Here is a 12,616-nt window from a genome sequence, read left to right on the forward strand (position 1 = left end):
AGCGGTCGCCCCGATCAACGCGGCGACCGCTTTCTTCATTCAGCACAGGGCAGCGCGCTACCGAACCAGCGAAATCCGAATCGCCTCGCCGCCGTTGGCTTCCAACGTCAGCACCAGTTCTTCACCGACGTTGACCTCGCTCTTTTCGACCCGCACCTTGGTGGCGGTATCGATCGTCGGGTCGTCGATATAGCGGCAGGCCTGATACGTGGCGCCGTTGGCGAGAAAATCGAGCTTCACGCGGAATTCTCGCTTTTGGTTGGCGTTGATCGCGCCGATGTACCAGTCCGGGCCGCTGCGGCGAGCGATGACCGCGTACTCGCCGATTTCGCCTTCCAGGACGCGGGTCTCATCCCACACGGTCGGCACATCTTTGAAAAACTGCAGTTCCGGCGAATCGACGATGCGATTGCGCGAATTCTTGCCGTCTTGCTGTGGCGCCGGCGGCCTGTCGTACCAATACATAAACTGCCACGGCGAATAGGTGCAGACCGCTTTCGCCAATTGCTGACCATGCGTCCAATTCTTGTCGACGCGACCGTCGAAGTAGCAGATCGTATGATCGGCGGCGCCGGCCAGGTTGCGGGTAAACAGGGTCGTCACCGCCAGGCTGGTCGATGGGGTCGCTTCGTCGCCACGTACGCCTTCCTGCGTCATCAGATTGGGATAGGTTCGCGAATAGCCGACCGGGCGATACTCGTCATGGATGTCGACCATCAACTGGTTGTCGGCCGCTTGGCGAACGGCATCGTGCAGCCAGGCGGTCCATTCTTGCGAACCAACGTTGACGAACCCATACTTCACGCCGGCGATACCCCACGACTTGTACAGCGGCAAGATCTCGTCGAGTTGCTTTTCCAAAGCCCGACGATTCACGTAGACCAGAATCCCAATGTTCCGTTCTTTCGCGTACTGGATGACGCCACGTAAGTCGAGCGGCCCGGCCGAACGCTTGGGATCAACCGTGATGGTCGTCGCGTCCGAGGCGTCGTCATACTCGTGACCATACCAGCCGGCGTCGAACTCGACATAGTGAAAATTGTTCGCCACCGCGAAATCGACGCACGCTTTGCCGCCATCGGTCGTCAGGCTCACTTCGCGAATCACCTTGCCCGGCTTGATCCAAGAGGTGTCGGCGATCGCGCACGGCTCGTTCAAGTTCAGGATCAGGTCATTGTGCTCCAGCAAGTCGCCGGGACTGTCGCCGATCATGATCACCCGCCACGGCGTCGTTAGCGGCGTCTGGCTGGTCACGTTACTCCGCAGTTGACTGATCACGGTCGGCGTACCGTCGCCAGCGGCGCGCAGCCGCATGGCGGCGTAGTCGACCAATTGGGCTTCGGCAATCGCTACGTAGCGCTGGTCGCTTACTTCGACGGTCAGCGGACGCTCGACGTTCTTCCCCAGTTTGCTGAGCGAAACCTGGTCGTATTCCCCTTGAGCGCTGGTGGTTCGCCAGGCGGGGAAATCGCCGACAAAACGAAACTCGCTACGTTCTTCTTTGATCGTCAGCGGCTCGCCGTCGCCAAGCGTGGTGCGAAAAGCCACCCCGCAGTCGTAACAGCGCAGCTCGACGGTAAACGGGCAATCGGCCTTGGTATCGACGAACCGAAACGTCTGCGTGCGGTAGTGATCACGGATCTCAGCGCGTTCGCCATAGACGGTCTTCCAGGTCTCGTCATGGCTCGCCGCTTCGCTCTGGCTGACGAATTTCAGCTGATCGCCGATCACGGTCTTGTCATCACGGACGAACGTAATCGACGAGTCGGCGATCAGCGGCTCTCCAGCGACGGCAACCTGGTACTGCAGTTGCGATTTTCCGCCGGATGCCTTCACGTCAAGTTGAACTTGAATGCGGCCGTCGGGCGACTTTAGTTCGTAGCCGACGACGGAAGAGCAAAACGCGATCGCCACAGCGACGCTGGCCAGTAGAGGGAAACGCATGAGGAAAATCCTGGTGGTTATCAAGGCGAGAAGAAATCGGGCTATTTCGTTAACTGGATCTGCCCCAGATCGTTTTCGCTGACCGGATCGATCTGGACTTCAATATCCGACTTCTCGTATTTCGCATACTTGGCGGGCAAGAAGTTTCTCTCGATCGCGTCTCCCGGTTCGTAAATTACGGTCACTTCATTTCCCTGGCGATCGACCATTTTCGTTTTTTGAATCGCGACGCGATGAGCACCTTCGGTCAAACCGTCACCTGGCTCGAAGGTCTGCGCCTCGAAATAGCCGTTGGCGTCGGTCCGCGCGGCGCCTCCTTTGCCGCTTTCGTCAACCGGCTGAAAGGTGACCATCGCTTCGGCGACCGGCTGGCCATCTAGCATCACCTGACCGTTGGCGGGATAAACCGGCGGTCGCCCGCGGGTCCATTTGTCCTCTTTGCTAGAGCAGCCGACGACCAGGGCGGCCGTGGCGATTGAAACGCAGATTGTGGTCAGCGCACGAAGCGGGGTATTCATTGCAGGGACCTTTGCAGACGGGGGAAGGCAACTTGGACTGGGGGACGCAAATTGCGCCCCCGCTAAGTTCTGCGACTTCGACAGAAATCTACAGCGAGGTATTCACCTCGCCGCCGCTCTTCGTTCCGAGTGCGCCCCAAACGCCGTAAGGACTGGGGCCCGAGTTCGTCGCCGACAACGAAAGGTTGCCGGTATCAATGGTCTCGGGAATGAAGTGAACCGATGCGTCGGCGAACAGCGCCAACACGCCGCCGGGATGCCGACTTGACGCCGAGTAGATTCCGCTGCTCGCTTGCGAACTGCACGTGGCGCTGTTGGGCGGCAAGATCGTGTTGATCGCGCAGTAGCCCGGGCGACCATCCTGCCAACGTTGACCATGGCAACGATATTGGGCAATCAACGAACCGGAGGTGTAGTTGTTGCCGGTCAAATAGGCGCGGCAAGCCAGCGGATTGGTAGTCGAACCGCCCGCAGCACGGCCGAGTTGGTCTCCGTCGGGCGCCACAATAATTTCGGACATGGCGATCGTGTTACTTAGGCCGTCGGTGACATCGCGGAACCGGGTGTAGACGAGATAGCCGAAGATGCCGCGGATGTTCTCGTCCGGCTCGGCCGAGTTGAAGTTGATGCTGTAATGGTCTCCCATCACCAGGCCATAGTTCAGCGGCGAGTAGGTGTTGCTGCGATCGGCGCCGGTTGGCGAATACAGCCCGTCGGAGGGGCAGATGATCGCTTCGATCTGACCGACATAGCCTGAGTTGGCGTCGCCATGCCAGACGTGGCGTCCATTCGTGTTGATCTGGTCATACCGTGCGCCCGCTTCAAAGAAGGGGAGCAGGTTCACAAAGGCGCTCCAGCGTGGGCTGCCGTTGCCCGAGATATCAGTTCCCCCTTGTCGCGGCGGCATGGCGTTGTAGGTGTCGTGGTAGTTGTGCAGCGCCAGGCCCAACTGCTTCAGATTGTTCGAGCAGCTCATGCGTCGAGCCGCTTCGCGGGCCTGCTGTACGGCCGGCAATAACAGGGCGATCAAGACGCCGATAATGGCGATGACCACGAGAAGTTCAACGAGCGTAAACGCGGGTCGTTTCATGAATGCGAACTCCGGTGTCGTGGATAAGAGTGCGGAAGAGTTAGCGTCAGGTTGTGAGATGACGAAAAAAGGAAAACTAACCCTGCCACCTATACGAATGACCGGAGTATAGGCGCCACGAACATGGAAGACAAATAACTTCCTTAAATCCAAATTAATGAATCGCAAAACTCCAGGGCACGTAAAATCACCGTGACAGCTTAATAAATTTCACCACGGGCATTCGCTCGCCTCAAGCAAAACCCGCCCTAAACTTCGACTAGCGAAGGTTTTGCATCCTTAGAAAGGTCGCCGTTTGCTTCACGCAATTGGAGACGCCTACGTCAGAAATATTCGCCAAGAAAACCTTGAAACCACTTTATCCGATGACGAAAATGGGAAACGCATTGACGAAATTGGGGAACAATCGCCCCCTCGAGTTGCGTTTCGCCGACACTATTGCGCAATCGCCAGGGAGATTCCACCGTGTGGCAACACAAGCAAACCGTCTTGCTCTTGATCGAATCTTCCCGCGGCTATGGCCGGGGACTGCTACGGGGCGTCGCCGATTACTGCCGCATCTATGGCAACTGGCAGGTCATTCACGTCGAGCGCACGATGAACGAACAATTGCCCACGGACATGGGCGACTGGAAGTTGGACGGCATTCTGGCTCGCGCCGAACAGCGTTCGATTTCGGACGAGATCGACGCGCTCGGCGTTCCGACGGTCGACCTCCGCGGTTCTTATGTTCCCAAGCATGGCGTCTCGCTCGACAGCGATCCGGTCGCGTGTGCGGAAATGGCGCTTCAGCATTTTCAACAGCGAGGCCTGCGCGACGTCGCCTTCTGCGGCTACGACGGCGTCGACTTTTCGGACGCCCGGGGAACCGCGTTCGTGGAAATCGCCCAGCGTAACGGCTGTCGTTGTCACAGCTTCGCCAGTTCCGCCGTCCGCTATTCCCGCATTTCGCGCGAGCTGCTGGCCGAAGGTGACGACTCGGATCTGGTTCAATGGCTCAAGACGTTGCCGGCGCCCTGCGGCGTCTTCGCTTGCAACGACGTTCGCGGGCGCCAAACGCTGCGGGCCTGTGCCGAGGCAGGCATCGCCGTTCCCGAACAACTGTCGCTGGTCGGCGTCGATAACGACGACGCCATCTGCGATCTCGCCATTCCGACGATCAGCAGCATCGAACCCGATACGCATCGGATTGGTTTCCAGGGCGCGACCTACCTGGCCGAGCTCATGAAAGGCGGCAAGGCGGCGCGGCGGACCTATGTTCCGCCCAAGCAAGTCGTCGTGCGGGCCTCGTCCGATTTCGTCGCCATTGGCGATCCAGAAACGGCCCGCATCCTGAACTACATCGGGCGGCATGCCTGCGACGGCTTGACGGTCGAGATGCTGTGCGAGCAGTTTCGCTTGAGCCGCTCTTCGCTGGAACGTCGCCTGAGGAAAGCCTTGGGGCGCAACGCCAAGGCGGAAATCGATCGGGTCCGGATCGAACGAGCGAAACTTCTACTGCGCGAAACCGATCGCAAGTTGCTGGCAGTCGCCAACCACGTCGCCTATTCCTCCGCCGCCAAGTTTGTAGTCGCCTTCAAGCGAATCACCGGCGTCACCCCGGGCGAGTTTCGAAATCAGTTTCAGCGCGGGTAGCGGAGCCGGCCGATACGTTCTTGCAGCGGCTAAAACGGCGCCTTCACCCGCGAGATCAAGTCAAGAATCTGCTCTCTTCCCTGCAGCGTGGGGCCGATCGTACGAGCCGCCACCACTGGGACCGCCATTTTCTGAATGTCGTCGGCCGTCACAAAATCGCGCTGCTGGAGAAACGCCCAGGCCTGACCGCAGCGGAGCCATTGCAACACGCCGCGAGGACTGAGATGACCAGTGAAGGTAGGTTGACCGAGCAGCGTTTCGGACAGGTTGGCCACATATTGCAAGAGCGTGTCGCTCGTCTCCACCGCCGCCGCCCGCTGCTGCAGTTGCAACAACTGCGGCCGGCTCAAGATCGCCTCGGTCGTTTCCTGGAACCCTTCTATGACGCCGCCGCGGGACTTCATCAATTCGATCAGGCTCGCACGGTCAGGCGCCCCGATGCTGATCTTCATCGAGAAGCGATCGAGCTGCGCTTCGGGCAAGGGAAACGTGCCGTGCAACTCTTCCGGATTTTGCGTGGCGATCACAAAAAACGTATCGGACAAGCGATAAGTTAGATTGTCGATCGTCACTTGATGTTCGGCCATCGCTTCCAGCAAGGCGCTTTGCGTGCGCGGAGTCGACCGATTGATTTCGTCCGCCAAGACGACGTCGGCGAAGACCGGCCCTTCATGAAACTCAAACTGCGACGTTTGTTGATTGAAGATGTTAAAGCCGGTCACGTCGCCCGGCAACAAATCGGGCGTACACTGGATGCGTGAGAACTTGCCGCCGATCGCGCCGGCCAACGCCTTCGCCAAGGTCGTCTTGCCCAGGCCCGGCAAGTCCTCGATCAACAGATTCCCCCGCGCCAGTAGGCAAGCGAGCACTAACTCGACCGTCTCGGATTTCCCCCGCAGATGATCGTTCAGATGAGTCCGCAATCGCTTTAGGGCCTCGTCCCAATCAAAGTCGAATTGCATAGCCTCGGTCGTTGATTCGAAGTTCGTGGACAAGATCGATCTTTCGCTGGGGGAAGAAACTAAGACTGAGAGGATTCGCGAGCGGCCCCGCCGACTGCGGCCTGAATACGCCGCGGCGTCAGCCAGGCGACGACGTCCGTGGCCGCTTGCCGCAGTTGCTTTTGATGCGCCGGATCATTGACGCTCGCTTTGCAGTAGACCGCCTCTTGGCCGAGCGCCGCGAACCGCCGCAGCGTTTTTTCGTGCGGAGCGAGCGGAAGGACCGCCGTCTGAAACGATGCGCCCGCCTGCAGCGCGCATCCCGCCAAGTGCAAGCGATACTGAATTAGCCGGTGCGTTCGGGCGACCAACTCTGGGGGCGAGCGCCGCAGGCTCCACCGCCACCGCCAATAGATCCAGGCTCCATGGCACTTACGACGCAGAAAAATGATGACGACCATGATCACCAGCAGGCTGACCGCGATGATTGCGCCATAGCGGAGCAAGAATGTCGACGCGACATTCCACCAACTTGCCTGCGCGACTGCCGACTTGGCGGCGGGTATTTCAAACCCGGGGGTTGGCTCGATATCGACCCACAGTTTGTCGGCCAGCGCCACCTGAGCCCAGTAATGGACGTCGTCTTCGCGAATGCTGGTCTCGCCGGTCATCCAGCTCCGTCGGCTCTCGTGAGCGTAGTATCCGCCGACCAATCGACTGGGATATCCGAGCGATCGCAACAGCACGACCGCCGACGAGGCGAACATGTAGTCGGGGCCGCGGCGCGACTCGATCAGAAAATAGCGAACCGAGTCGGTCTCAGTCGTCGGAATCGTCGCCATGGGATCGTAGACGGCGTGACTGCGCAGACCGTGCACCACCGCCATGATCTGCTCCCAGCCTGGCTCGGTACCTGCGGTCCACTGGGCGACCAACGCCGCCATCTCCGGCGGCAAAATCGGCCCCTCGTGGTTGGCTCGCAGCTCTTGCAAGTCTCGTAGTAGCGCGTCATTGCCGTCAGACGTTTGGCTGCCGCGGGCGATTAGCTTCCAGGCCAGTGCCGGATTTTTCTTCAGCGTTTCGGACAACGCCTGGACGTCGTAGGGAGTAAACAACAGCGTGGCGGTCGAACTCATTTGCGGCGCTTCCAACATCAGCGCCTGCAGCTTGTCGGGCGGAATATCACGCAACTGCGGCGTCAACGTTCCGGCGCCTTGCTGCATCAAAGACTGCGACGCCAACGACCGCAGCTGCTCCAGGAACTGCTCGGAATTGACGTCGACGTCTTCGGCAAATTGCGAGAAGTCGAGGTCCTGGCGATTGACCAGTTTCTGCAGGCCCTCTTGCTGGGAGATCTGCGTCGAAGCGGACGGAAGGCCGCGTCCTTTCTCGGGTTGCCACTGAATACCATCAAACTGATTAAACCGCGTTGTCGGGATATGCCGCACCTGATCTCCCGCCAGGGCGAACAAGGTCCGAAATTCTCCGCCCGTCTTGGGCGCCTTCCGCCGGGTCGAAAACGACTTGCGACCTTCCCGTTTTCGTTTGACTTCGTCCTCCGCCTCGCCGTCGGTCGCGCCATACTTCTTGTCCGAGGCTTCCTCCAGCACTTCATCTTGCTCCTCCAGGCGAAAGGAGACTTCCTCTACATCCAGTTCCTGGACGTCCCTCTTCAGGTACCGATCGATCAATTCGCCTTGGCTGGTTTGGTCCGCCGGGTAGGCGATCGTCGACGCGACGAAGCCAAGCAGCACCAAGAGTAAGCAAGAGACGACGAAGTCTGGGCGCCACGAACCGGCCGTTGCCGCACTCACCCGGAAACCTGCCTGATCGTTGGCGGTCAGCCACAGCGTGACGACGCACAATTGCGCCAAGACGCAGACTGCCACCAACAACGAACCGTCGAACGTGAAGACGAATAACGCCAGCAGCGTCCCCGCAAACAACGTTGCCCGCCGGCGGACCGGGTCAAACGTGAAGATGGCCGACGCCGCGCACAAGTTCCGCAGTCCCTCAAGCATCAGCAAGTCGATCCGGCCATCGCTTTCCAGCGTGAAGATTCTCGCCAGCGGAACCAGCAGCGCCGCGCACATCACAGCCGCCTGGACGCGTGGTGGCAACATTCTTCGCTGCCGAGAAGCCAAGAGAAAACCGATCACGATGACCGCCATCCATGCGGCGCTAGCGCCGAACGTGGCGACCAGCGGCGCCTCTTGCATCAGCACGATGTTCGACGCGAACACGCCCAGTAGCGCCGCCGCGATTGTTAGCCATTCTAGACGCGTCGACGCTGGCGAGCGTTCTTCGTCTGTCGATCTAGGCATAGATGCGCTCCCCCAGGCTTTGCAGCGACTCGCGCCAAGGGGTCTGCGGATGCAGCCAGACGACCCCTTCTTCGGGCGACCGATCGCCGACATAGATCACTTCGTCGTAGTGGGCTTGCTGGCTCTCGTCAGCCGGCGCCTGTTGCGTGACGAGCACAAATCGTCCCGCATCACGGCGAGCGACCGGAGGCCTGGTCGGCTGCGCGGTTGCCTGACGATCGAAGATCGCCAGAAAATCGAGCGCCGCATTCAAGCTGTGGCGTCCGATTCCTTCCCAACGGCGGACCCCGACAATGTCGAGATCGACCAGCCAACCCGACTCGACCGCCTGGGCGATCAGGCTCGCCGCGGCGCTGATGGCCAATTCGTATGCATCGCCAGGTTCGGTCAGGTTCAAGCGAATTCGGAGTCGCCGCGACGACGTCGACTCTCGTTCGCAAACGATCAGTTCGCCGTAGCGGGCCGTATGTCGCCAATGGACTCGCCGCATCGACTCGCCGGGACGATGAGGACGCGGTCCGGCGATGTCGCCTTCATCTCCCCAACCGCCGCCGCTGGTCTCAGCCGACTGAAAGCCAGACTGACGGGCGTTGGAAAGAACGGTGCGCAGCTTGACGATCTCGGGCCAAATGATCGCCCGCGACTCGATCGCGACTTGTTTGGTCGCCGTTACTAGACCAAACGGAAATCGCGTGCGCATTTCTATCGAACCCGATGGAAAATAGCCGCGGACCTGAGGAATAGGAGACCAAATCGGCGAGATAGCGCCGCGACGATCGATGCGCGTCACGTTGCACTGGTGCGTCTCGACCAGGCCTCCCTGCGGGTCATATTCGCAGACCTGCACGCTGGTTGTGCCCCAAGCGAAAATGTTGTTGTTGCTCAGTTGCATTCGCAGCGAAAGTGGGCGGCCGACCTCACCTCGCACCTGCCGCGGCAACAGCGTCCCCCGCAATCGGCGAATCGCCAGGTAAGGCGCCAAGACGCCGACGCCGATGATCAGCAGCAAGGTTCCCGAGACAATAAACGCTCGGCCATGCCACATCACCCCAGCCAGCAGACCCGTGGCGACGACGCATGCCAATACCCACCCCATGCGTGGAGAAGCGGTACGCGAAGCGCCGCTGGCGGCGGAGTTGAAACGGTAAAACATCGTGCCCCTTTGCGAGCCCCGCACGGCGGCATCTCGCGTCTTTGCGAAACAACCGTCAGGCAGTTCCTAGCCATTGTCAGAGGTCGAGTCGCGACGAAAAGACGTCTGCCTGAATCTTCATCGATATTTCGCGAAGCGCGGCAGTGCAGGGAAGAAGGGAGAGAAATAGTTTGTGAATTGAGTCACAATTTTCGCTCCCGAGGTCAGCAGATGTTACGATTTCAGCGATCGGTCGACCTGCCCATGCGATCGGGGTCGACATTGGATTGCAAGAGGAGCCGAACGTGGAAACGCAACATCAGGCGACCATTCGCCCCGAGGGTCAAGGAAGACGGATTTCGGTTGTGGGAGACGACGCTTATCGCTTGCTCGCCACCGGGGAAGAGACGGGGGCGCATACGCGACCATCGATGCGGTCATTCCGCCCGGCGGCGGGCCGCCGCCCCACATTCACCGTCGCGAGGAGGAATCATTTTACGTCTTGTACGGCGAGATCACCTTCACACTCGAAGACGAACAAATCATCGCCGGGCCTGGCTGCTTCTTAACTGCTTGTTGACAAATGCCATCGTGGCATTTTCCAACCTCGCCATGCTCGCAAAATAACGACTTGCGTCGCTATTTTGGGATCGCATCCCTGCGATCACGCAGTCCGTCGAGAAAATCAACGGACTGTTAAACATGCCGATCGGCAGTCGACACCGCTTCAAAAATGAAAGCGGACAACCGACGCGGATGTTGATCACCATCGCGCCAGCGGGCTTGGAAGAAATGTTCCTGGAAGTGGGAGAATTCCTCTCTTCGGAAGCAGACCAACCGTCGCCGCCAACCGCGGAAGATATCGAGCGATTGCTGGAAGCGGCGCCCCGATATGGCCTGGAGATCTTTCCGCCCAGCGAAAAACCCTGCTAACAAATGACGTGTCATATTTTCACACTTTCTTAACACGCAAACAAACGCTTCATCTGCTACAAAGGAGGTATCGCTAGGGCGCTACAGATTGATATGGATTAACGCAACGTGGAAGAATTTCTCGCCATTCTCGGCTTCATGTTGGCCGCCTATTCGATTGTCGCCAATGATGCGATCCAGACGCTCGGCACGTTTCTCAGCTCCAACTCGAAGCGTCCTTGGTGGCTGCTGTGGGCGTTTGCCTGCACGGTGCTGATGTTCGTCTTCGTCTATGGGTGGTACGTCAACGATGGAGACGTCACCTACGGACGACTCGCCAAGTTTCCTGAACCGGCTGGCGGTTTGACCTGGCTGCATATCATTCCGCCGATCGTCATCTTGATGCTGACGCGGTACGGAATTCCGGTCAGCACCACCTTTCTGGTGCTGGCGGTTTTCGCACCCGGCAATCTTGGCTCGATGTTGTCGAAGTCGCTGGTCGGCTACGTCGTCGCCTTCTTTATGGGAGTCGGCATCTATCTGGTGATCACCAAGTCGTTTGAGAAGAAGATGATCGCCACCGCGGAAGATCCTCCCCGCTTTCGCTGGATTGTGCTGCAGTGGATCTCCACGGCGTTTTTGTGGAGCCAGTGGCTGATGCACGACCTGGCCAACATCTTCGTCTATCTGCCGCGACGGCTGAACTTTTACTACTTTGTCTTTGCTACGGTCTTGATGCTGGCCCTGCACGCGATCATTTTCGCGCGCCGCGGGGGCGAGATTCAAGCGATCGTCACCACCAAAACCAACACGCAAGACATCCGCTCGGCCACGATCATCGACTTCATCTACGCGCTGGTGCTGATGATCTTCAAGGAATACAGCAACATGCCGATGAGCACGACCTGGGTCTTTCTCGGTTTGCTCGCGGGGCGCGAAACGGCAATTTCGCTGCTGCTCAAAGTGCGGCCGATCAAGGAGACCGGCGGCATCGTCTTCAAAGACGTCAGTAAGGCGTCCGCCGGCTTGCTGGTTAGCGCCCTGTTGGCGTTCGGCCTGCCGATCTTTCATCAGGCGATCTCGGGGACCGAGGCGCTGGCCGCCAAGACCAACCCGGACGACAAGACCAACCCAACCGACAACGTCGTGACCGCCGATGCGGACGTCGCCGCACTGGCCGCTTTGCCGACGTATGTGCCCAAGCCCGATTTCTCAGGCGAGGTCCGCTGCGTCGGCTCTGACACGATGCGGGAAGTGATGGAGCAAGTAGCCGCCGCGTTGAAAGAGGCTTCACCCGATTTAGCGATGACGATCGAATCGGAAGGTTCGGCGACCGCACCGCCGGCGCTGACGGCCGGAGAATGCGAACTGGCGCTGATGAGCCGCCGCATGACGCTGACCGAAAAGGAAGCGTTTCGGCAGAAGTTTGGTCATGACCCGGTGGGGATCGAGATTGGTCTCGATGCGCTCGCCGTTTACGTCAACGCCGAGAACCCCATTCGCGGGCTGACGCTGGATCAATTGAACGCCATCTTTGGCGCCGGCGCCGCTCAGCTGAAACCGCGATGGGGAGCCTACGCCATGCCGCCGTTTCCCAATCACGAAATCTTGACGCAAGGTCGCAACCAGCAATCAGGTTCACGGGCCTTCTTCCGGGCGGTGACGCTACGGGGAGGAAAATTCCGCGACGACATGCAGGTTCATCCCGACTCGGACGAAGTCGTAGAGTCGGTCGGCGCTTCGTATGCGGCGATTGGCTTTTCGGGGATGGGTTATCGCGATCAGCAAGTGCGAGCGATCGCGATCGCCCGCAACGAAGGAGGGGAGTATCTCCATTATTCGCCCGAGGAATACGCCAATGACCCCGATCCGGCCAAGCGATTCCAATACGTCTATGACGGTCGCTACCCGCTCTCCCGATTTATGTACGTCTACGTCAACAAACCGCCAGGCGAAAAACTGCCGGAACCGGTCGACGAGACGCTCCGATTTTTACTTTCGCAAGCAGGCCAGCGGATCCTACTGGACGCCGGATTCATTCCATTGACGCCTCCATTGGCCGATCGCCAGTTGAACAAATTGAAAGCGGACTACGTTGCTCCTTGGTACGAATAGTCGCG

General features: G+C 59.3%; 10 protein-coding genes. 4 read left to right on the forward strand and 6 right to left on the reverse strand.

What is annotated here, in order from left to right:
- Positions 1–57: 57 nt before the first annotated feature.
- The 3 genes from Enr8_RS18295 to Enr8_RS18305 form a co-directional block, all read right to left on the reverse strand.
- The gene (locus Enr8_RS18295) at positions 58–1,944 is read right to left on the reverse strand and encodes a glycoside hydrolase family 97 protein (protein WP_146434232.1); all 1,887 of its coding nucleotides are present in this window, start codon (positions 1,942–1,944) and stop codon (positions 58–60) included.
- Between the two features lie 41 nt (positions 1,945–1,985).
- A complete protein-coding gene (locus tag Enr8_RS18300) occupies positions 1,986–2,462 on the reverse strand; it encodes a carboxypeptidase-like regulatory domain-containing protein (protein ID WP_146434234.1) in 477 nt (158 codons plus the stop codon).
- A gap of 88 nt (positions 2,463–2,550) precedes the next feature.
- The gene (locus Enr8_RS18305) at positions 2,551–3,552 is read right to left on the reverse strand and encodes a DUF1559 domain-containing protein (protein WP_146434236.1); all 1,002 of its coding nucleotides are present in this window, start codon (positions 3,550–3,552) and stop codon (positions 2,551–2,553) included.
- Between the two features lie 465 nt (positions 3,553–4,017).
- Here Enr8_RS18305 and Enr8_RS18310 point away from each other — a divergent pair, with 465 nt between their 5' ends.
- Positions 4,018–5,187: a XylR family transcriptional regulator gene (locus Enr8_RS18310; protein ID WP_146434238.1), complete on the forward strand. Its 1,170-nt coding sequence runs from the start codon at positions 4,018–4,020 to the stop codon at positions 5,185–5,187.
- 29 nt (positions 5,188–5,216) lie between these two features.
- On the opposite strand, the gene Enr8_RS18315 is transcribed toward Enr8_RS18310, so the two are convergent.
- Genes Enr8_RS18315 through Enr8_RS18325 form a run of 3 tightly spaced genes read right to left on the reverse strand, consistent with a single transcriptional unit; the run spans position 5,217 to position 9,605 of the window.
- On the reverse strand, positions 5,217–6,149 hold the full coding sequence (locus Enr8_RS18315; protein ID WP_146434240.1) for an AAA family ATPase: 933 nt from the start codon (positions 6,147–6,149) through the stop codon (positions 5,217–5,219).
- A gap of 59 nt (positions 6,150–6,208) precedes the next feature.
- Positions 6,209–8,452, reverse strand: coding sequence for a transglutaminase-like domain-containing protein (locus Enr8_RS18320; protein ID WP_186767733.1), 2,244 nt, complete (start codon positions 8,450–8,452; stop codon positions 6,209–6,211).
- Positions 8,445–9,605, reverse strand: coding sequence for a DUF58 domain-containing protein (locus Enr8_RS18325; protein WP_146434244.1), 1,161 nt, complete (start codon positions 9,603–9,605; stop codon positions 8,445–8,447). The genes Enr8_RS18320 and Enr8_RS18325 overlap by 8 nt, the downstream gene beginning before the upstream one ends.
- A gap of 448 nt (positions 9,606–10,053) precedes the next feature.
- On the opposite strand from Enr8_RS18325, the gene Enr8_RS26260 reads away from it, so the two are divergent.
- The 3 genes from Enr8_RS26260 (at position 10,054) to Enr8_RS18340 (ending at position 12,611) form a co-directional block, all read left to right on the forward strand.
- Positions 10,054–10,164 carry a cupin domain-containing protein gene (locus Enr8_RS26260; protein WP_246120169.1) on the forward strand — a complete coding sequence of 37 codons (111 nt, stop codon included), beginning with the start codon at positions 10,054–10,056 and terminating at the stop codon, positions 10,162–10,164.
- 122 nt (positions 10,165–10,286) lie between these two features.
- Complete coding sequence (locus tag Enr8_RS18335; protein WP_146434247.1) at positions 10,287–10,517, forward strand: cupin domain-containing protein; 231 nt, start codon at positions 10,287–10,289, stop codon at positions 10,515–10,517.
- Between the two features lie 108 nt (positions 10,518–10,625).
- Positions 10,626–12,611 (forward strand): PstS family phosphate ABC transporter substrate-binding protein, encoded by a 1,986-nt coding sequence (locus tag Enr8_RS18340; protein ID WP_146434249.1) that lies wholly within the window; start codon positions 10,626–10,628, stop codon positions 12,609–12,611.
- Positions 12,612–12,616: the final 5 nt, after the last annotated feature.

Source organism: Blastopirellula retiformator, from assembly GCF_007859755.1.
GTDB classification, from domain to species: domain Bacteria; phylum Planctomycetota; class Planctomycetia; order Pirellulales; family Pirellulaceae; genus Blastopirellula; species Blastopirellula retiformator.